Annotated in this window: 19 protein-coding genes; all 19 read right to left on the bottom strand. The window is 72.8% G+C overall.

What is annotated here, in order from left to right; genetic code table 11:
• Positions 1-50 precede the first annotated feature (50 nt).
• The 19 genes from KV557_RS34000 to KV557_RS33910 all read right to left on the bottom strand — a co-directional run bounded on the left by KV557_RS34000 (position 51) and on the right by KV557_RS33910 (position 18543).
• The gene (locus KV557_RS34000) at positions 51-617 is read right to left on the bottom strand and encodes an NADPH-dependent FMN reductase (protein ID WP_218205427.1); all 567 of its coding nucleotides are present in this window, start codon (positions 615-617) and stop codon (positions 51-53) included.
• Positions 614-850 carry a ferredoxin gene (locus KV557_RS33995; RefSeq protein WP_218205426.1) on the bottom strand — a complete coding sequence of 79 codons (237 nt, stop codon included), beginning with the start codon at positions 848-850 and terminating at the stop codon, positions 614-616. Before KV557_RS33995 ends, KV557_RS34000 begins: the two co-directional genes overlap by 4 nt.
• Positions 847-1470 (bottom strand): hypothetical protein, encoded by a 624-nt coding sequence (locus KV557_RS33990; protein WP_256178364.1) that lies wholly within the window; start codon positions 1468-1470, stop codon positions 847-849. Before KV557_RS33990 ends, KV557_RS33995 begins: the two co-directional genes overlap by 4 nt.
• Before the next feature lie 6 nt (positions 1471-1476).
• Complete coding sequence (locus KV557_RS33985) at positions 1477-2421, bottom strand: carbon-nitrogen hydrolase family protein (protein WP_218205425.1); 945 nt, start codon at positions 2419-2421, stop codon at positions 1477-1479.
• On the bottom strand, positions 2411-3334 hold the full coding sequence (locus KV557_RS33980) for a carbon-nitrogen hydrolase family protein (protein ID WP_218205424.1): 924 nt from the start codon (positions 3332-3334) through the stop codon (positions 2411-2413). The genes KV557_RS33985 and KV557_RS33980 overlap by 11 nt, the downstream gene beginning before the upstream one ends.
• Positions 3335-3449: 115 nt before the next feature.
• Positions 3450-4217: a class I SAM-dependent methyltransferase gene (locus KV557_RS33975; protein ID WP_218205423.1), complete on the bottom strand. Its 768-nt coding sequence runs from the start codon at positions 4215-4217 to the stop codon at positions 3450-3452.
• Positions 4204-5703 (bottom strand): coproporphyrinogen-III oxidase family protein, encoded by a 1500-nt coding sequence (locus KV557_RS33970; protein WP_218205422.1) that lies wholly within the window; start codon positions 5701-5703, stop codon positions 4204-4206. The genes KV557_RS33975 and KV557_RS33970 overlap by 14 nt, the downstream gene beginning before the upstream one ends.
• Positions 5703-6413, bottom strand: a complete 711-nt coding sequence (locus KV557_RS33965; protein WP_218205421.1) for a methyltransferase domain-containing protein — start codon at positions 6411-6413, stop codon at positions 5703-5705. The genes KV557_RS33970 and KV557_RS33965 overlap by 1 nt, the downstream gene beginning before the upstream one ends.
• Positions 6410-7579, bottom strand: coding sequence for a BtrH N-terminal domain-containing protein (locus tag KV557_RS33960; protein ID WP_218205420.1), 1170 nt, complete (start codon positions 7577-7579; stop codon positions 6410-6412). Before KV557_RS33960 ends, KV557_RS33965 begins: the two co-directional genes overlap by 4 nt.
• Complete coding sequence (locus KV557_RS33955) at positions 7576-8358, bottom strand: NAD(P)-binding domain-containing protein (protein ID WP_218205419.1); 783 nt, start codon at positions 8356-8358, stop codon at positions 7576-7578. Before KV557_RS33955 ends, KV557_RS33960 begins: the two co-directional genes overlap by 4 nt.
• Positions 8355-9689 carry a phenylacetate--CoA ligase family protein gene (locus KV557_RS33950; RefSeq protein ID WP_218205418.1) on the bottom strand — a complete coding sequence of 445 codons (1335 nt, stop codon included), beginning with the start codon at positions 9687-9689 and terminating at the stop codon, positions 8355-8357. Before KV557_RS33950 ends, KV557_RS33955 begins: the two co-directional genes overlap by 4 nt.
• Positions 9686-10738, bottom strand: a complete 1053-nt coding sequence (locus tag KV557_RS33945; protein ID WP_218205417.1) for a zinc-dependent alcohol dehydrogenase — start codon at positions 10736-10738, stop codon at positions 9686-9688. Before KV557_RS33945 ends, KV557_RS33950 begins: the two co-directional genes overlap by 4 nt.
• The gene (locus tag KV557_RS33940; RefSeq protein WP_308130206.1) at positions 10735-12216 is read right to left on the bottom strand and encodes a B12-binding domain-containing radical SAM protein; all 1482 of its coding nucleotides are present in this window, start codon (positions 12214-12216) and stop codon (positions 10735-10737) included. Before KV557_RS33940 ends, KV557_RS33945 begins: the two co-directional genes overlap by 4 nt.
• On the bottom strand, positions 12213-13493 hold the full coding sequence (gene mfnA / locus KV557_RS33935; RefSeq protein ID WP_218205416.1) for a tyrosine decarboxylase MfnA: 1281 nt from the start codon (positions 13491-13493) through the stop codon (positions 12213-12215). The genes KV557_RS33940 and mfnA overlap by 4 nt, the downstream gene beginning before the upstream one ends.
• The gene (locus KV557_RS33930; RefSeq protein ID WP_218205415.1) at positions 13441-14364 is read right to left on the bottom strand and encodes a deoxyribonuclease; all 924 of its coding nucleotides are present in this window, start codon (positions 14362-14364) and stop codon (positions 13441-13443) included. The genes mfnA and KV557_RS33930 overlap by 53 nt, the downstream gene beginning before the upstream one ends.
• Positions 14365-14371: 7 nt before the next feature.
• The gene (locus KV557_RS33925; protein ID WP_218205414.1) at positions 14372-15211 is read right to left on the bottom strand and encodes a sugar phosphate isomerase/epimerase family protein; all 840 of its coding nucleotides are present in this window, start codon (positions 15209-15211) and stop codon (positions 14372-14374) included.
• A 71-nt stretch (positions 15212-15282) separates the two neighbouring features.
• Entirely contained in the window at positions 15283-15987 is a 705-nt protein-coding gene (locus KV557_RS33920) for a class I SAM-dependent methyltransferase (protein ID WP_308130208.1), read from the bottom strand.
• A 39-nt stretch (positions 15988-16026) separates the two neighbouring features.
• Entirely contained in the window at positions 16027-17136 is a 1110-nt protein-coding gene (locus KV557_RS33915; RefSeq protein WP_218205413.1) for a 2-deoxy-scyllo-inosose synthase, read from the bottom strand.
• A 111-nt stretch (positions 17137-17247) separates the two neighbouring features.
• Positions 17248-18543, bottom strand: a complete 1296-nt coding sequence (locus KV557_RS33910; protein ID WP_308130205.1) for a TrpB-like pyridoxal phosphate-dependent enzyme — start codon at positions 18541-18543, stop codon at positions 17248-17250.
• Positions 18544-18704: the final 161 nt, after the last annotated feature.

Below are 18704 nucleotides of genomic sequence, written 5' to 3'. Positions count from 1 at the left end.
CACGTTCTGGACGGATCTGCGCGGGCGCCCCGGTCGTCCCGGCCGCCCGCTCAGTCGCTCCCGGCGCGCAGCAGCGCCGCCGCGCGGGCGACGCTGCGGGCCAGTTCGTCCACCCGCGCGCCGAGTTCGGGATCCGCCGGCACCCCGCCCGGCATCGCCGTCCTGGCCTGCGGCACGGCGACCTGCTCCGGCACCATCCAGGCCCGGTACCAGCGGACCACCAGCCGGAGGTGGTTGAGCGCGTTGGAGTTGCTGCGCCCGCCGAGCGCGCAGATGGCGCCGAACACCTTGCCCTCGACGTGCTCGAAGTCCAGCAGGTCGAGCGCGTTCTTCAACGCCCCGCCGATCGTGCCGTGGTACTCGGGGCCGGCCAGGATCACGCCGTCCGCCGCCCGGACCTCCTCGCGCAGCAGCTTGACGTCCGGGCGGCTGGGCCAGGGCTCCCGCTTGTCACCGTTGCAGAACGGCAGGTCCAGCTCGCGCAGGTCCAGCAGCGCGGTGGGGCAGCCGTCCCCCTCCAGGACGGTGATCGCCCGCCGCAGCAGGAGCTGGCTGGTCGAGTCCGGGCGCATCGAGCCGCCGAGGCCGAGGATCCTCGGCGGCCGCCTGGGGCTCACTCCTCCTCGCAGATGGCGTCGGCCGGGCAGCAGTCCATCGCCTCGTACACCAGGTCCTCCTCGTCGTCGTCCGCCGGCTGGCGGGCGACGTAGGTGTAGCCGGCCGCGTCGTTGCGGACGAAGGCGTCGGGCGCGATGCACCGGCAGGTGTCGCAGTCGGTGCACTCCTCGTTGACGTAGAACCGGCCGGGCGAGTTGTCGGGCAGCCGGGCCGGCTTCGGGAATCCGCTCACGGCTGACTCCGTCCGGCGTGCACCAGCTCCAGCACCCGGTCGGTGTCGGTGCGCAGCAAGTGCCCGTAGGTGTGACCGAGTTCGTCCTCCGGCGCGTACGCCAGCACCTCGACGCTCTCGAAGCCGGCCAGGTAGTCCACCACCCGGCGGACGTGGTCGGGGGTGTCGACGCTGAGGCCGACGTGCGACATCAGGGCGCGCTTGCGCTCGGCCGGCTGGTCCGCCCAGTCCCCGTAGCTGCGGCAGGTGAAGAACTCCACCTCGGTGCCGCGCGCGGTCCGCAGGTTGATCCAGTGCCCGGGGGTGCCGTGCACCCGGGGCGCGATGTGCGAGGGGCCGGTGGACACGTGGCTGACCCCGGGGTGCACCCGGACGCTCTCCAGCCAGGCCTCGAACTCCTCCTCGTGCCGGTAGTCGCCGAGGTAGGCGGCGACGTGGTGCAGGCCGGTCAGCCGCAGGGTGCGGGCGTCCAGCGGTTGGCCGAAGAAGGCGAGCAGGACGTCGGAGGCGCTCAGCTCGGCGGTCCGGTCGGCCCAGTCCAGCAGGGAGTCCAGGTACGGCGCGCGGTCGGCGCCGGTGGGCAGCCGGTCGGTGGCGGGGAACAGCAGGTTCGCGGCCATGGTGCGTCAACTCCCGTTGCTGGTCAGGTAGTCCGTGATCAGGGCGGCCAGGTCCTGGTGGCCGGCGTAGGGCTTCAGCAACTCCTGGTAGAGCTCCGGGCGGCGGCCGTGCAGGCAGAAGTACAGGCTCTTGCGGAACGACAGGTCGACCTCCCGCAGCTCGCGCACCCGGTCGAGGTCGAGTTCGGCGTACAGCACGCCCTCCTCCTCGTCCAGCGAGCCGACCAGCCGCTCCGGCGCGGCGACGGTGCTGTGCCCGGCCACCGAGATGGACACCTGCCGCCCGGCCCGCTCCCCCGTCACCTCGCCCACCGCGCTGGCCAGCAGGGTGTAGCAGACGTTGAAGGAGGAGTTGGCCTGGATGCACGGCCGGGTGATCCCGATGTTGCCGCGCAGCGCCGCACCCGGCACCGCGATGATCTCGGCACCACGCATGGCGAGCATCCGGGGCACCTCGGGGATCCAGAAGTCCGAGCAGACGCAGATCCCCAGCCGCCCGAACGGCGTGTCCACCAGCACCAGTTCGTCGCTCGGCGAGACGGTGACCATCTCGGCGGCGAAGCGGTGGGTCTTGCGGGCCTTGGCGGCGATCCGGCCCTGGTCGTCCAGCAGGACGGCGGTGTTGTAGTACCGGGTGTCGTCGCCCTCGCCCTCGCGCTCGACGACCGTGCCACACAGCAGGTAGCAGCGCTTGGCGCGGGCGACCTCCGCGAGCCGGTCGAAGACCGGGCCGGGCACCGGCTGGTCGATGACGCCCTTCAGGTGGGCGCGGCCGGGGAAGTAGAACGGCGGGCCGAGGAAGAACTCCGGCAGGATGATCAGCTCGACGTCCTGGACGCTGTCCAGCAGGGCGAGCGTCCGGGCCAGGTTGACCTCCGGGTCCGGGTCCCAGAAGGTCTGGATCAGGGCCACCCTGGGCCGGCTGGTTTCGAGGGTGCGGTCAGCGCTCATCGGCGGGACCTCCGTCCTGCGAGGGGGTGGGAGCGGTCGTCGGGTCGTCGGGACGGGTCGCCGCGGTCACGGCCCGGCCCAGCGACGAGCGGCGGAAGTCAGCGAGGAACGGTGCGGCCGCCCGCATCCGGCGCAGCTCGTGCAGGTCCAGGTCGGCGGTCAGCAGCACCTCCTCGCGGTCCGCCTCGGCCAGCACCGGCTGCTGCTTGCGGAAGTCCCGCGAGTAGGCGCCGATCGCCAGCGGGCTGCGCAGGATCGCGCTGCGCCCCATGTAGGTGAGCCCGGCGAGGGTGTTCTCGCCGGTCGCGCTCGCGAACAGCACGTAGGCGCAGTTCTCCGCGGCCCGGGCGAGCAGCATCTGCCGGACCGGTTCGGCGAAGGGGCGCAGCAGCACCGAGGGGGCGAGGATGACCTCGGCCTCGTTCGCGAACAGTCCGCGCAGCACCTCGGGGAACTGCACGTCGTAGCCGAGCGCGAGGCCGATCCGGCCGAGCGGGGTGGGGATCACCCGGGCGCCGGTGACGCCGGTGAGGAAGTGCGCCTCCAGGTCGTACACCATGGTGCGCCGGGCGCTGCCGGCGAGCCGGCCGGTGTCGTCCAGCAGGACGGCGGTGCTGTGCACGTGCTCCCCGGCGCGTTCGAGGACGCCGGCGGCGAGCGACACGCCCAGCTCGCGGGCGAGGCCGGCCAGCCACTCGGTGGTCGGCCCGGGCACGGGTTCGGCGATCTCGTGGCTCTTCGGCAGGTTCAGTGCGGTGGCGAACACCTCGGGCAGGACGACGAGTTCGCAGCCCTCGTCGGCGGCGGCGCGCACCAGCTTCTCGGCCCGGGCCAGGTTCTCCGCACGGCGGTTGGTGGCGACGGACAGCTGGACGACGCCGACCCGGTACCGGCGCCGATCGGCGGTGGGCATGGGCGGTGTTCCTTTCCGTTGCGGCGGGTCGGGCGCGGCGCCACCGGGTTCCGGGTGCGCCGCGCCCGCAGGTGAACTGACGAATCGTCAGCACCTGAAGGGAGCCCACGGATCGTCAGTCGAAGATCCGCTCGTAGATGCCGGGCTCGCCGACGGTGTAGCCGGTCTCCCGGGCGCGGGAGGAGACGACCAGGTTGATGCCCTCCTTGGCGATGCTCCAGTGGCCGAGGCCCACCTTGTCCAGCAGCTCGCGCATCTCGTCGGTGGAGTACGAGGCCCGCAGCGAGCGCATGAACGCGTTCGCGTCGCCGCCGGCGTACTGCAGCACGAAGGAGACCATGCCCTCGTCGGCGTCCCGGGCCAGGTCGTACAGCAGCACGGTGCCCTCGGGGCGGCAGACCCGGGCCAGCTCGGGCAGGATCCGCTCCGGCTTGTCCCACCGGTTGATCGCGCAGAAGCTGAACACCACGTCGAAGCTGTCGTCGGGGAACGGCAGCCGGGTGTAGCGGGCCCAGTCGCAGGCGAAGTCGCCGCCGTAGGAGACCAGGTTGGCGAAGATGGTGTTCTCCCGGGCGACCTCCAGGAAGGCGTCGTTGCTGTCCAGCCCGGTGAAGGTGGAGTCGGGGTGCAGCGCCGCCAGGCGCAGCGAGAGCAGCCCGCTCGCGCAGCCGATCTCCAGCACCTCCTTCTCGGGGCCGCAGTCGGGCCCGATCAGCTTCATCATGTGCTGCATCGGGATGATCATCGAGGTGCGCACGCTGCGGTCGTACGCGCGGCACTCCTCGGCGTCCTCGAACGGGTCGCCCTGCGGCGTCCGCTCGGCGAGGTCGAAGATCCGGCCGCCCCGGCGGGTGCGGCGGGCGCTGGTGTCAGAGCTGGACAACGGGGAGCCCCTTTCGGCCGTCGGTGCGGTCGAGCTGCCACTTGAGGATCTCGGTGCTCGCCGAAGTGGGCTGCGGGAGCCGGTGGTTGGCGTCCGAGTAGAACGTCTTGGAGATGTTGTCGATGTAGTACCACCCCTTGGGGTAGGTGACCTGGATGGCCTCGGCGTCGACCTCGATCAGCCCCTTGGCGACCAGGTCGTCCATCTTGTCCTTGAAGTACTCGTACGGGTCGACGCCGTGCCGCTCGCGGTAGACCGCGCGCTTGACCCGCAGCAGCTTCAGGCCGAGCACCAGGCTCCGGCAGCGCTGCTCGTGCTCGTCGGTGTAGGCGCCCATGACCACGGGCAGCCGGCCCTCGTTGCAGCGGCTGATGTAGCCCTCGATGTCCGGCTCGTTGAGGTACATGTGGTTGTTGAGGTACCCGTACGCGCCCGAGCCGATGGCCACCATGTCGCCGCAGCGGCCCCAGATCTGGGACAGGTGGTCGGTGAGGTAGAACGTGTCGGTCTCCAGGCCGCGGTACGGCTTGCTGCCGTCCCTGAGCACCGGGTAGGTCTTCACCCCGGCCGCCTCCCACTCGGGGCGCATCGGCTCCAGGAAGTCGTTGTACGTGAGCGCCAGGTAGCCCGCGTCCATCAGCGTGGTGTGCAGGTACTGGTACATCTCGTCGGCCTCGCGGGTGCTCGGGCACGGCGGGGTGGCGCCGCTCTGCAGCGCGAAGAACACCTCGGAGCCCGGCATGACCGCGTAGTTGTAGACCGAGAACGACGTGACCGGCAGGTCCATCAGGGTGCGGATGTCCTGCTCCCACAGCTCGCCGGTCTGCCCCGGGATGCCGATCATGTAGTCGATGCAGAGGTTCTCCAGGCCGCTGCGGTCGATCAGCTCGATGGTGCGGGTGGCCGACTCCCCGGTGTGCGCGCGGGCCCGGCCCAGGTAGCGCAGCAGCGGGTCGTGGAAGGTCTGCACCCCCAGGCTCATCCGGTTGACGCCGTGCTTGAGCAGCACGTCGAGCTTCTGCTGGTCGACGTCGACCGGGGTGGACTCGATGGTGACCGAGCAGTCCGGGCTGAAGTTGAGCCGCTGCTTCATGAAGCCGAGCAGGTCGTCCAGCTCCTCGGCGCGCAGCGTGGTGGGCGTGCCGCCGCCGAAGTAGCCGGAGGTGAAGACGGTGTCCTTGATGTGCGGCAGCTGCGAGTACAGCTCGATCTCCCGCTTGAGCGCCTGGATGTAGCGCCGGACCAGGGTGTTGCGGGTGGAGAACTTGTTGTACGGGCAGCTGGTGCACACCTGGTTGCAGAACGGGATGTGCACGTAGAAGGACGTGGTCTTGGGGAACTTCTCGCGCCGGGCGTAGATCTGCTCGGCGGTCAGCGGCTTGACGTCGCACGGGTACCAGCGGACGAACTCGATGTCCCGCTCGGGGTAGTCGCGCCAGAAACTCGGGGTGTCGAGGAAGTTCCGGGTGATCGCTTCTTGGCTCATCAGCCTCTCCGGTCGTCAGAGGAACGGTGGTGCTCGACGGTGAGTGCCATCGGGCCGTCCGGTTCGACGGCCCAGTCGTCCATCCCGGCGGCGTCGAGCCGGGCGCGCAGTTCCGCGCAGGTCCAGGCGCCGCGCAGGGAGTCCAGGTAGGTGCGCAGTCGGTAACCGCCCTCGGGGGAGTCGTCGGCCGCCATCTCGCGCAGGGTGTATTCGAGGATGAACGGGTCCGGGTCCCGGCGCAGGTCGTTGACCAGCAGCCGGCCGCCGGGGGCCAGCGCGGCCGCCAGCGCGGTCAGCAGGCCGGTCGGGTCGGTGCAGCCGCCGAGCGCGTGCACGCCGTAGACCAGCGTGTGGCGCCCGGCGAGGTGGGCGGGCAGCGGCCGGCCGGTGTCCCAGTACCCGATCGGCACCGCACCGTCCAGCCGCTCCCCCAGCAGGCCGGTCGCGCCCGGGTCGGTACACAGGACCCGCAGGTCGACCGGCCGGCGGGCGAGCAGCAGGCCGGCGAACCCGCCGTAGCCGGGGCCGGCCTCCAGCACCGGACCGCTGTCACAGAGGGCCTCTAGCCGGTCCAGAAACTCCTCCTTGTACTGGTTGCGGGCGGCCAGGTACTGGTCGTACGCGCGGCGGTCCGGTTCGGTGGCGAGCGGGTGGTGCGGCGGGGTACGGACGGCCGGCAACAGCCCGGTCAGGCCGGTCAGCTCACTCACACGTCCCCCAGCAGGGCGAACAGCTCCCGCTCGGTCTCGGCGATGGTCCGCACCGCCTCCGCCACCTCCTCGGCCAGCCGCGAGCGCACCGGGCCGAGCTCGTCGGCGGCCGCTGCGCGCAGCGCGGGCAGCCGCTCGCCGAGCCGGGCCGCCTCCGCGAGTGAATCCGCGGTGCCGGCCAGGAAGTTGACCTCCTTCGCCCGGTACGTCTCGCCGAGTTCGGCGAAGGCCGGGGTCCAGTCCGGCAGCAGCACGGCCAGCAGCTGCTCCCAGCGCCCGGCGCTGTCGGCGCAAAGTAGAGCGGCGTCGGCCAGCCGGTTGTCGCCGGTGAGGGTGGCGGCCTCGGTCAGGAACGCCTGGAACAGGTTGCGGAAGGCGTTCCCGCCGGTGCCGGCCAGCTCGAAGTCCACGTAGTTGCCCGCAACTTGTTCGACCACGGCGAGCGGCGGGGTGTCGCTGCGCAGGAGGTGGCGCAGCCCGGCGCCGAAGGAGTCCAGGCCGCGCAGGCCGAAGGTGGGCACGGGCGGGTGGAGCATGGCCCGGCAGGACAGCCGGATGCCCTGGCGGATGTCGGCCTCGGCCGGCGGCCGGGCGGCCTTCCAGTCGGCGTGCAGCAGGGCGTGCCGGGGCGGGAACGGCTGGTGGCCGGAGGCGCGGGCGGTGGCGAGCTCGGCCGTGCCGATGGTCTGCGGCAGGGCGGGCCGGTCGGAGACGGTGACCGTGCCGGCCCGGGGGTCGTGGTCGAGGATCACGACGGCGTGGGCGCCGAAGTGCCGGGTGGCGTGGAAGTACGGCAGGTGGAACAGGTCCACGTAGACCACCGCCGGGCGGCCCTGGTCGAGTTCGGTGCGCAGCTCCCGCCAGGCCCGGTCGGGGTCGTCGGTGACGGCCACGTCCAGGTCCAGGCCGACCCCGGCCGCCATCCGCCGGGTGAAGTCCGGGAACGGGCCGTTGCGCCCGCCGGTGAAGCCGCGCCCGCCGGGCGGGGCCGGCATGTGCATGAAGTTGATGCCGCCGGCCAGGCCGAACAGCATCGCCTCGCTCAGGTCGAGGCCGTGCGCCGCCAGCTGGGTGCGCAGCGCGGCGGTCTCGCAGTGCGCGCCGATACTGTGCGCGCTGGTGTGGAGGGCGGTGGGGGTCGCGCGGTCGTCCGGCTCCTGGGTCATGCGGGGCCTCCGGGGGTGGCGGGGCGCTCGGCCCAGGCGGCCCAGCCGAGCGCGGCCGCGGGCTGTGGCTCCGGGGCGGCGGCCTCGGCGGCCAGTTCGTCCAGCACCGAGCGGGTGTAGGGGTTGGTGTCCGCGGGCGGGTAGTCCAGCGCGGTGCCGACGAGCACGTTGCGGATCGCGGCCTGCACCATCTCGGCGGGCAGGCCGCGCCCAGTCAGCTCGGTGGCCAGGTCGGCACAGGCGCGCAGGGCGGCCTTGGTGGCGGCCCGGTTGGCCGGTCCGACCACCTCCTCCGGTCCGAGCACCACCTCGCCGAGGTCGGCGGCCAGGGTGCGCAGCAGGGTGATCCGGCGGGGCGCAGAAGTGACGAGGACGGTCTTGAGGCCGAGCGCCACCGCGGTGAACTGGCAGACCGGTTTGAGCCCGACGACCTCCAGTCCCACCTCCGGCAGCTCGTGGGTGGGCACGCTGGTGGCCAGGTTGACGAAGAGCGGGCGGCGACCGAGCTGTCCGGCGAGCGCGGCGAGCCGGCGCAGGGCGCGGGCGGTGTCCTGCGGGGGGACGCAGAGCAGCACGGTGTCGGCGGCCGCGAGGAGTTCGCGCGGCTCCATGTCGGGCAGCGAGAGGTCGGCGGCGACCTGCCGGGCCACCTTCGGATCGGCGTCGTGGAGCAGCACCGTGAACCGCTCGGCCAGCCGGTCGGCGAGCACCGAGCCGAGCCGGCCGAGGCCGACGACGGCGACGGTCCCGGGGTGGCCCGGGTGCAGGGGCGTGGTCATGAGACCGCCTCCAGGTCCTCGACGGTCAGGCTGCCGGGCTTGAGCATCCGGTCCATCGCCCGGCGGACCTGCGCCCGGTCGATCGGGGCGACCGTCGCGCCCACCCCGAACTCGGCGGTCACCCGGTCGGCGACGGCGGCGCACAGCGCGGCCGGGTCGTCGCCCTCGGCCTCCACCCGGATGTCGAGGCTGTCCCCGCGGACGCCCGCCGCCCAGTACAGGCCGGCGCCGTCGGTGGCGAGCACGGTCTGCTCCAGGGCGAGCTTGTTGATCCGCCGTCCGCCGACGATCAGCTGCTCGCTGACCCGCCCGTGGTGGGAGAGCATCCGGCGCGGACTGCCGCAGGCGCACGGCTCGGCGGAGACGGTCACGAAGTCCCCGCTGCGGTAGCGCAGCAGCGGCATGGCCCGGCTGCTGAGCGAGGTGATGACCAGCTCGCCGGCGCTGCCGTCGGGCACCGGCTCGGTGGTCTCCGGGTCGATCACCTCGAACAGGTGCCGGTCCTCGGTGAGGTGCAGGCTGCCGCGCTCGCACACCAGGCCGAGCGAGTTGGTCTCGGTCGAGCCGTACGCGTTGGACAGGCGGACGTTCCAGAGCGCGGCGATCTTGGCGAGCTTGGCCTCCGAGCAGGTCTCGCCGACGTAGAGGAAGGTGCGCAGCCCGACCTCGGCCGGGTCGCGTCCGGCGTCCTTGAGCATGTCGTACAGCCGCAGGGCCCGGCTCGGGGTGCAGACCAGGGCGGACGGGTGGACCGTCCACATCATCTCGACCATCCGCTCGAACGGGCAGACCAGGCTGAGCGTGCCGACCGGGACGACCGCCGCGCCGACCTGTTCCAGCGCGCGGTCCAGGTCGTAGGAGGCGAAGGCCAGTTCGTAGGGGATGGCGATGAAGGTGAGGTCGCCGGGGCCGAGGACGTGGGCGACGGACCGCTCGACGGCGACGTTGCCGCGGATCCAGTCCTCGTAGGTGATCACCGAGGAGGTGGGGCTGCCGGTGGTCCCGGTGGACTCGCCGTAGCGGATCAGCTCCTCGCGGCCGACCGCGAGCAGACCGAAGGGGTAGGCCGCGCGCATGTCCTTCTTGGTGGTGAAGGGCAGGGCGCGCAGCGCGTCGGCGTCGGCCGGGCGCAGCGAGCCGTACCGGGCGGCCCAGGTGTCGCGGTAGAACGGCGAGTTGGCGAAGGCGTGGTCCAACTGGCGGCGCAGCAACGCGAACTGGTGGTCGGGGACCTGGTCGGGGCTGAGCTTCTCGAAGGCCGCCAGGTCGGCGAGCGCGGCCTCCCGGATCTCCGGATAGCGCAGGTGCGGCGGTCGGTGGTCGGTGGTCACCGGGGCTCCTCTCCAAACAGCAGCTGGGTCTTGATCCGGGTGCGGGGGTCGAGCGTGAAGGCCTCGGCGGCCCGCTCGGCGGGCAGGTGGTGGGTGACCAGCCGGGCGGCCTCCTCCCGGTGGCCGGCGAGGAACTCCTGGGCCCGGGCGAAGCCGCCGGTGCCTCCGATCGAGCCGACCAGAGTGAGCGCGTTGGCCACCAGCAGGTCGGTGCGCAGGGCCGCGCTGCGGCGCAGGCCGAAGCAGAGCACCCGCCCGCGCGGGCTGGCCGCCGCCAGTGCGGTGGCGAGCCCGCCCGCGCCGCTGGAGCAGTCGACGGTGAGCGCGTAGCGGGCCTGGGCGGTGAGCGCGGCGTAGCCGCCGGCCGCTTGCGCGGCGGTGTCCGGCTCGGGTTCGGCGGTGTGGACGGGGGCGCTCGGGAGCAGTTCGGCGACGGCGGCCGCCTTGGCCGGGTCCGCCTCCAGCAGCTCCACCCGGCCGACCCCGTAGGCGCCGGTGAGCAGCAGGTAGGAGGCGAGGCCCAGGGCGCCGGCGCCGATCACCAGCACCCGCTCGTCGGGCCGCGGGTCCACCCGGTGCAGGCCGTGGGCGGCGACCGCGAAGAACTCGGAGAGCGCCAGCAGGCCGGGGCCGAGGTCGTGGGTGTCGGGGTAGAGGTAGCGGCGGTCCACCGTGCGCAGGCGGGTGGAGAAGCCGTCGACGGTGAGGCCGAACTTCTGGATCCGGGCGCAGACGTTGCGGTCGGTGGCGCACCGCGGGCAGTCGCCGCACCAGCGGGAGCAGTCGCCGGTCACCCAACGGCCAAGCAGCGAACGGCCGTTGGCGCCGGTGTCGACCACCCGTCCGGACCACTCGTGGCCGAACCGCAGCGGGTAGCTGCTCGGGCCGCCGTAGCTCCCGTCGTACAGGGCGTGGTCGCTGCCGCACAGGGTGACCCGGTCGACCTCGACCAGCACCTCGTCCGGGCCGAGCGGGGCCGTCGGGAGGTGGGCCTCGCCGACGTCCAGCTTCCCGGGGCCGGTCAGTCGCAGGTCCACCCCGGCGGTCATCGGGTGCCTCCGGCGGGTCGCGGGCCCCCGGCGAGCGGGAGCGGGCGGCGCGGCGGCAGGTGGTCGTTCAGCTCGGCCTCGATCCGCTCGCTCTCGGCGCGGGCCATGGCAATGCGCTCGCGCAGGCCGATCGAGGACAGGCCCCACCACAGGTACCAGTTGTCGTTGGCGAGGACGCGGGCCTGGATCTCGTCGAGCAGGGCGTCGTCCGTCATGACGGCCCGCGACGCGTAGTACTTGGGCACGATGAATCGCTCCGTTCCGGTGATCATTCCCTCGGCGACGGCGGTGGCGTGCAGGGCGGTGCCCCGGCAGACCCGCAGGCCGAGCGTCCAGAAGGCGTGCACGTCGGGCGCGGCCGGCGGGACGAGCTGCCCCATCACCTCGAAGGTCTCGCGCACGGAGTCCCGGTCGTCGCCGGGGCTGCCGATGAACAGGCAGTGCTCGACGCGGATGCCGGCCTCGACGAACCGGCGGTGCGACTCGACGATCTGGCGCTGGCGGAAGTTCTTCTTCAGCCCGCGCAGGATCCGGTCGCAGGCCGAGTCGGTGCCGAACTCGACGTAGTAGCAGCCGGTCCGGGCCATCAGGTCGACCAGCTCGGCGGTGACGTTGCCCGGGTTGACCATGCACGACCACGGCATCCGGATGCCCCGGCGGACGAACTCCCGCAGCACCTCCAGCGCGTAGTTGAGCGGCAGGTTGAACACCCCGTCGACGATCTCCAGGACTTCGAGGCCCTCGTCGCGCAGCCGCTCCACCTCGTCGGCCACCCGCGAGACCTCGTCGAACTTCACCCCGGTGCCGTCCACCAGGAAGTTGCTGCAGAAGACGCACTCCAGCACGCAGCCCTTCTTGGTCTGGATGGTCGCGGGGACCTTCAGGCTCCGGTCGTGCGTCTCGTACGAGTAGTCGAAGTACCGCTGGTCGTAGAGCGCCGGGTCGGGGCGGGCCGCCTTGCGGTAGTCGATCCGGAAGACCGCCTCGCGCCGGTGGTAACCGCCCTGCCCGTCCGGGTAGATGACCCCGGGGACGTCCTGCGGCCGCCGGCCCCGGGCCAGTTGCTCCAGCAGGGGCTGCACCGACTCCTCGGCGAAGCCGGTGACGCCGTAGTCCGCCCGGACGAAGTCCATCAGGTCCTCCGGCACGGTGGAGAACCCGGGGCCGCCCAACAGGACGGTGACGCCCGGCAGTTCGTCCCTGGACCAGTCCGCGACCTCGCGGGCGAGCGGCGTGTAGACCACCGGCTCCAGCATGTTCTGCGAGTCCACGTTGCGGATCGAGATGCCGACCACGTCCGGCCGGAAGTCGCGCACCGCCGCCCGTACGACCGGCTCGTCGTCCTCCTCCCACATCAGGTCCAGCGTCCGGACCTGGTGTCCGGCCGCGCGGGCCTGGGTGGCGATGGTGACCATGCCGATCGGCAGCACCGGCCGGAACGACTTCAGCTTGTTGATCGAGACGAACAGCACCTTCACGGCCCGCCTCCGTTCACCTCGGCCAGCACCGCGACCAGGCAGCGCAGCTGCTGCTCGCTCTGGTGCCAGTGCACGACCAGCCGCAGCAGGCCGAGCCGGCGGGCGACCGAGGCGATCAGGCCCCGCCGCTCCAGCGCGTCGACCAGCTTCTCCGGGCTCGGGTGGCGGACCGTCACCACGGTCAGCTCGGGGCGCGGGGCGACCTCGAACCCGGCGTCGGCCAGCAGCCGCACCAGCAGCTCCCGGCGCTCCCAGAGCCCCGCCACCGCCTCCCGGTAGCCGCTGCGGCCCTGGGCCCGCAGCGCCGCCCAGGTGGCCAGCAGCGCGCCGCCGGGCCGGGTGCCCAGCAGGGCGTGGTGGTCGAAGGTGCCCCGGTAGTGCGAGGCGGTGCGCAGCGCGGCCAGGTCCTCCGGGTCGCGGAACAGGACGTGCCCGGCGGGGATCGGCGCGCCGCCGTACTTGTGCGGGTCCAGCGTGACGGACGTGACCCCGGGTACGGACAGCCCGATGGGCGGCAGAGGTTCGCCCAGCTCGCGGGCGAACGGCACCAGGAAGCCGCCGGTGGCGGCGTCCACGTGCAGCGGGACGCCGAGCGCCGAGGCGTGCGCGGCGATGGCCGGGACGTCGTCCACGGCGCCGGACTCGGAGCTGCCGGCCGTGGCCACCACCAGCGCGGTGTCCGGGGTGATCAGGGGCAGCAGCCGGGCGGTGTCCACCCGCAGCCGCTGGTCGGAGGGGACGCGGACCACCTCCACCGGCAGCAGCGCGGCGATCTTGTCGAAGGAGAAGTGCGCGCTGTCGCCCAGCAGGACCCGCGCGGGCACGCCGTCGCCGAAGCGCCGCTGGTGACGGCGGACGGCGGCCAGCACCGCCAGGAGGTTCGCCTCGGTGCCGCCCGAGGTGGCCACGCCCGCCGCGCCGGGCCCGTCCATCAGACCGGCCAGCATCGCCGTGACCTCCGCCTCGGCCCGGGGCAGCGACGGGAAGATCCGGTTGTCGCCCAGGTTGGCCTGCTGGTGGGCGGCGAAGACCCGCTCGGCGATCGGCAGCGGCGTCGAGCAGATCGAGTTGAAGACCGTGCCGTCCCGGTAGTCGTGGTCCGCGGCGCACAGGCCGGCCAGGTCGGCCAGCACCCGGTCGGTGGGCAGGCCCTCCTCGGGCAGCGCGTTCCCGGTGGGCAGCGTGTTCTGAGGGGACAGTGCGTGCTCGGTCGGCAGCGTGTTCTCAGTGGGCGGGGAGCCGGTGCGGTACGGCGAAGAACTCGGCCGCGTTGTCATGAGCGAGAGCCCTCACGATCTGCTCGGGGACACCATGGAGTCGGAGCCGGTGCACCGTCCGGGCCAGACCCAGCGGGTCCGCCGAACCGAAGTGCAGACCGGTGTTGAGCATCAGCCGCTGCGGGCCGAACCGCTCCAGCAGGCGCAGCACCTCGCGGTGCGACTGCTTCTCCCGGATCTGGAACAGCGCGTCCTGCCGGGGCGCCACCGCGATCCCGTAGCGGCCGAGGCCGCGCAGGGCCGGATGCTCGGCCAGCAGGTCGATCCGCGCCTCGTCGAGGTCCAGCAGGGCGATCGAGGCCGGGTCGATGCCGGCCCGCTCGACCGCGCCCGCCAGCGGCGCCAGCAGCTCCCGGAAGGCGGGCAGTGCGGGCGGCGACTCCACCAGCACCGGCAGGCCGCGCGCCGACGCCAGCTTCAACTGCCGTTCCAGCACCTCGACTTCGTCCGGGCCGCCGCCGCGCAGCGAGAGCTCGCCGAGCGCCCGGACCTTCGGGTGGTCCAGGAAGCCCTCCAGCGCCTCGATCCCGGCCAGCGCGCCCGGCAGCCCGGCCATGTCGGCCGCGTGCACCGCGAGCGCCACGTGCAGGTCGATCCCGTACGCGGCGGCCCGCCCGGTCTCGGCGACCGCCAGCCTCTCGAACCGGGCGGCGAACGCGTCGCCCGACGCCCGGGTCTCCAGCGAGGCCGAGCACGGGGCCAGCGCGGTGAGCACCCCGCTGACCGCCATCAGCTCGTAGTCGTCGGCGTTGCGCAGATCGGTGTGGATGTGGTGGTCGAACAGCGGCGTCAGGCCGGTCCCGTGCTGGGCCCGGGGCGCGAGCGGCGGCGGTGGGGGCGGTGGCCCTGGCACGGGCCGGCCGGCGGCCACGGCGGCCTCAGCCCCGCTGCTCGGCGGCGGCCAGCGCGGCGGTGAGCACCTCGCGGCTGCGGCGCAGCGCGTGCTCGTAGCCGTCCGCGTGGTTGTACAGCTCCACGCTGACGTACCCGTCGTAGCCGCCGCGCCGCAGGACCGAGAAGAACCCGGCGAAGTCGATGTCGCCGTCCCCCGGGATCTCGTGGTGGTGCACCCGGCCCTTGATGTCCTCGACCTGGATGATCCTGGTGTACGGCAGGTTGCGCTCGACCGAGCCGAGGTAGTCCTCCTCCACCACCCGGCAGTGGCCGAGGTCCTGGGCGAGGGCGAACCGGTCCGAGGCCAGCTCGTCGGCCAGGCGCGCGACCCCGTCGTTGGTCTCCAGGAAGAACTCCGGCTCCGGCTCCATCGCCAGCACCGCGCTGCCCGGACCGTCCAGCACCTGCCGGATGCCCTCCACCAGCCACTGGCGGGCCTGCTCCGCGGGGACCTCCGGCTTGCGCTTGCCGGTGGCGAAGTTGACGTAGGGGATGCCGAGTTCGTCGGCGATCCGGACCGAGCGCAGCACCAGGTCGACGCGCCGGGCCCGGCCCTCGGCGGTGGGGTGGATCAGCGAGGGCTCGAACCGCTCCGGCCCGAGCAGGTTGTCGGCCCCGGCGGCCAGGCAGCAGGCCGTCAGCCCGGAGCGCTCCAGCGCCTTTCGCGCCTGCTCCGCCTCGGCCGGGCCGAACGCGAACGGGTCCAAGTGCGAGGGGTGCAGCGAGAGTTCGATACCCTCGTACCCGGCGTCGGCGACCACCTCGATCGCCCGCTCCAGCGAGAGCGTCCGCAGGCCGTTGGCGTTGTAGGCGAGCTTGACCACGGCAATTCTCCTTCCGATAAAGACAGATGACGAACCAGACGAACGAACCTGACGACGAATCTGACGAATCGTCACTTCTCCGCAGTGGCGTGCACGTGGAAGTCGTGCCAGGTGCGCAGCTCGATCCGCTGGAAGCCGGCGGCGCGCAGCATCTCCTCCAACTCCCCCAGCGAGAAGCGCAGATGGACCTCATCCGGACCGGCCCCGTCGGGCTGGCGGGCGTACCAGGCCTCGATCTCCCGGTTCCGCTCGCGGTCCGAGGTCTTGCGGTAGTCGGCCAGGGCGACCCGGCCGCCCGGGCGCAGCACCCGGTGCATCTCGGCGATCGCGGCCGGCGCGTCGTCGGCCAGCTCGTGCAGCACGTAGGTGGAGATCACCAGGTCGGCGCGGCCGTCGTCGACGGGCAGCGGCACCACCGGGCCGACCGTCCGGGTCAGCCGGTCGGCGACGCCCTCGCGGGCGGCCCGGGCGGCGAGGACGTCCAGCAGTTCCGGGCTGCCGTCCACGCAGTGCACCGAGCCCTGCGGTCCGACGGCCCGGGCGGCCGGCACAGCGGCGTAGCCGGTGCCCGCGCCCACGTCGACCACCTGCTGGCCGGGGCCGGCGCCGACGGCGCGCAGCAGGTCCTGCACCTCGCCGAGCGCCCAGCGCAGCGGCCCGTCGAGGCGGTAGACCGTCTCGGCGATCTCCGGCGAATGCCCGGTGCTCTGCTGCACGGTGCTCTGCTGCATTGTGGTCTGGTGCCCGGTCTCCGAGTGCATGGTGTTCGGGTGCACGGTGTTCAAGGCGTGACTCCGTTCGGGAGGATGGACGGGCTACGCGTCGGCCAGGACGCTTTTCAGCAGCGGCTCGGGCACCGGCGTCTCGTGGTCGCCGTCCACCAGGTGCACGCGGCCGATCTCGGGCACCAGGACGAACCGCACCGCACTGCCCGAGCGGCGCTTGTTGTCGCTCAGGATGACCTCGACGATCCGCTCCGGCGAGAACTCCGCCGGCACCGTGGTCGGCCCGCCCATCAGCGTGCCGAGCACGTGCTCCTGCCGCTCCAGCACCTCCGGGGCGGTGATCCCGAGCCGGACGCCGACCCGCGCGGCCGCGCACATCCCGATGCCGACCGCCTCGCCGTGCAGCAGCGCACCGCCGGACAGGAACTCCACGGCGTGGCCCACGGTGTGCCCGTACTCAAGGATGATCCCGGCCTGCCGCTCCCCCGGGTCCAGCGCGAGGATCTCCAGCTTGCTCCGCACCACCTCGTGGCAGAGGCCGAGCAGGTTGTCGCGGATCCGGGCCACGCCGTCGGCCAGCAGGAACTCCAGCCGGTCGACCCAGGCGGCATCGTTGACCAGACCGTTCTTCAGCGCCTCCACGAGGGCGCTGCGGTGCTGGCGGACCGGTTCGCCGCGCAGCATCGCGACGTCCGCCCATATGAACAGCGGCGCGTGGTAGACGCCGAACTGGTTCTTGCCGAGCGCTCCGTTGATCGCCTGCTTGTTGCTGAGCGTGCCGTCGGTGAGGTTCAGCATGGTGGTCGGGATCTCGACGAACCGCAGCCCCCGGTAGACCATGGCGGCGGCCAGCCCGGCCAGATTGCTGATCATGCCGCCGCCGAGCGCGCCGACGATCGAGTCCTTGGTGGCGCCGGAAGCGACCAGCCGTTCGCACAGCGCGGTCAGCTGGGGCCAGCCCTTGGCGGCCTCGCCCTCGGCCACGGTGATCAGGTTCACGGCGATGCCGGCCCGGCAGAGCCGGCTCGCCAGGTCGCGCCCGAACATCTCGTACAGCGACTCGCTGGTGACCAGGTAGAACTCGTCGAAGTCGTACCGGCCCAGGTACTCGGGCAGCCGGTCGCCGATCGAGTCGCCCAGGTAGAACGGGCAAGCGGGGCTGGTCCCGCTGGACAGTTCGATGATGCTTCCGTCGGACACGTCGGTCCTTTCGCACAGGTGTCGGGAGGTCGGGCAGCGGCCGGGGAGTCGCGCGGGGGCCGAAAGGCCGTGCGGAGTACGTCGCGTGGACTTGGTCGGGTGCGGCCGGGGTCAGCGGTTGGCGAGGTAGCCGTCCAGGTCGAGCAGCCCGTTTCCGCTGATGCAGGCCACGATCACCTCCGGCCGCCCGGTCTCGCGGGCCAGCACGGCCCGTTCCACCGCGGCGCGCACGGCGTGGCAGGACTCGGGGGCGACCAGCATCCCCTCGGTGGACAGCAGCAGCCGGCCGCTCTCGAAGACGCCCGCCTCCTCGTACGCCACCGCGTCCAGCAGCCCGGTGCCGCGCAGCACGCCGATCACCGGCGAGCCGCTGTGCTGGCGCAGTCCGCCGACGTGGGTCTCGGGCAGCTCGTAGTCCCGGCCCAGGGTGTAGGACTTGCTGAGCGGGGTGATGCCCTCCGGGTCGGCGTGGTCGTAACGGAGCGTGCCCTGGGTGAGGCGGGGGGCGCTGGCGGACTCCGCGCCGAGCAGCAGCAGGCCGTCGCCGCGCTCCGCCTTCTCGGCCAGGTAGGGGCCCATGAACCCGCCGAGGTTGCTGCCGCCGCCGACGCAGGCGATCAGCGCGTCCGGCCGCTCCCCGAGGGCGGCCAGCTGGGCCTTGGTCTCCTGGCCGATGACGGTCTGGTGGATCAGCACGTGCGGCAGGTTGCTGCCCGAGATGTAGCGGGTCTCCGGGTGCAGCGCGGCGTGGTTGATCGCCTCGCCGATCGCGGTGCCGAGCGAGCCGAGCAGGTGCCGGCCGTCGCGCAGCAGAGCCTTGCCCACCGGCGTGCGCTCGCTCGGGGACGGGTGCACCTGGGCGCCGAGCATCTCGATCACGGCGTGCCGGCCCGGCTTCTGGCGGGCGGACACCCCGGCCCAGTAGATGACCGCGCCGAGGCCGAAGCGGCGCGTGGCCCAGGCGACCGCGTGGCCCCACTGGCCGGCGCCGGTCTCGGTGACCAGCGTGCCGACGCCCTGCTCGGCGGCGAAGTACGCCTGGGCGATCGCGGAGTTGAGCTTGAAGCTGCCGGTCGGCAGCACGTCCTCGCGCTTGAGGTAGATCCGGGCCGGGGTGTCCAGGTAGCGCTCCAGGGCCCGCGCTCGCAGCAGCGGGGTGGGCCGCCCGATCTCGGCCAGCTCCTCGCGGACGCGCTCGGGGATCGCCAGGAAGGGCTCGGTCGCGGCGTCCTGGGCGCGGACGGCGTCCAGCCGGATCCGCTGCTGCAGGGCGGTCCGGGAGCCCCAGGCGTCCTGCTGCGCGCCGTCGGGCTCACGCGGCGGGGGCACCGGGCCGGGCAGGCTCGGGACGAGGTTGAACCAGTGCGAGGGGACCGAACGGGGGTCCGCTGCGGCCGGTACTGACACGGGGGTCCAAGGGGCGGCTGGCGTCACGATGCAATCCCTCTCGTCATCCGAATGGGGGAACCGTGAGCGTCAGTGTCGGCAGCCGAACGACCGAGTGAGAAGCGGGTCGAGCGTTGTTGACCGCATCGGTCAAACCTTCGATCGGTTGCCCCCCGATCACT

The sequence above is a fragment of the Kitasatospora aureofaciens genome (assembly GCF_019192735.1).
GTDB lineage: Bacteria > Actinomycetota > Actinomycetes > Streptomycetales > Streptomycetaceae > Kitasatospora > Kitasatospora aureofaciens_A.
This window is presented reverse-complemented; position numbering and strand designations above follow the sequence as displayed.

What these genes read in the sequence shown, in the direction of transcription:
- KV557_RS33945 (WP_218205417.1), bottom strand. Translation starts at nt 10,738, where the DNA reads ATGACCGCCGGGGTGGACCTGCGACTGACCGGCCCCGGGAAGCTGGAC.
- KV557_RS33985 (WP_218205425.1), bottom strand. Translation starts at nt 2,421, where the DNA reads ATGAGCGCTGACCGCACCCTCGAAACCAGCCGGCCCAGGGTGGCCCTG.
- KV557_RS33960 (WP_218205420.1), bottom strand. Translation starts at nt 7,579, where the DNA reads ATGACCCAGGAGCCGGACGACCGCGCGACCCCCACCGCCCTCCACACC.
- KV557_RS33955 (WP_218205419.1), bottom strand. Translation starts at nt 8,358, where the DNA reads ATGACCACGCCCCTGCACCCGGGCCACCCCGGGACCGTCGCCGTCGTC.
- mfnA (WP_218205416.1), bottom strand. Translation starts at nt 13,493, where the DNA reads ATGACAACGCGGCCGAGTTCTTCGCCGTACCGCACCGGCTCCCCGCCC.
- KV557_RS33980 (WP_218205424.1), bottom strand. Translation starts at nt 3,334, where the DNA reads ATGCCCACCGCCGATCGGCGCCGGTACCGGGTCGGCGTCGTCCAGCTG.
- KV557_RS33970 (WP_218205422.1), bottom strand. Translation starts at nt 5,703, where the DNA reads ATGAGCCAAGAAGCGATCACCCGGAACTTCCTCGACACCCCGAGTTTC.
- KV557_RS33990 (WP_256178364.1), bottom strand. Translation starts at nt 1,470, where the DNA reads ATGGCCGCGAACCTGCTGTTCCCCGCCACCGACCGGCTGCCCACCGGC.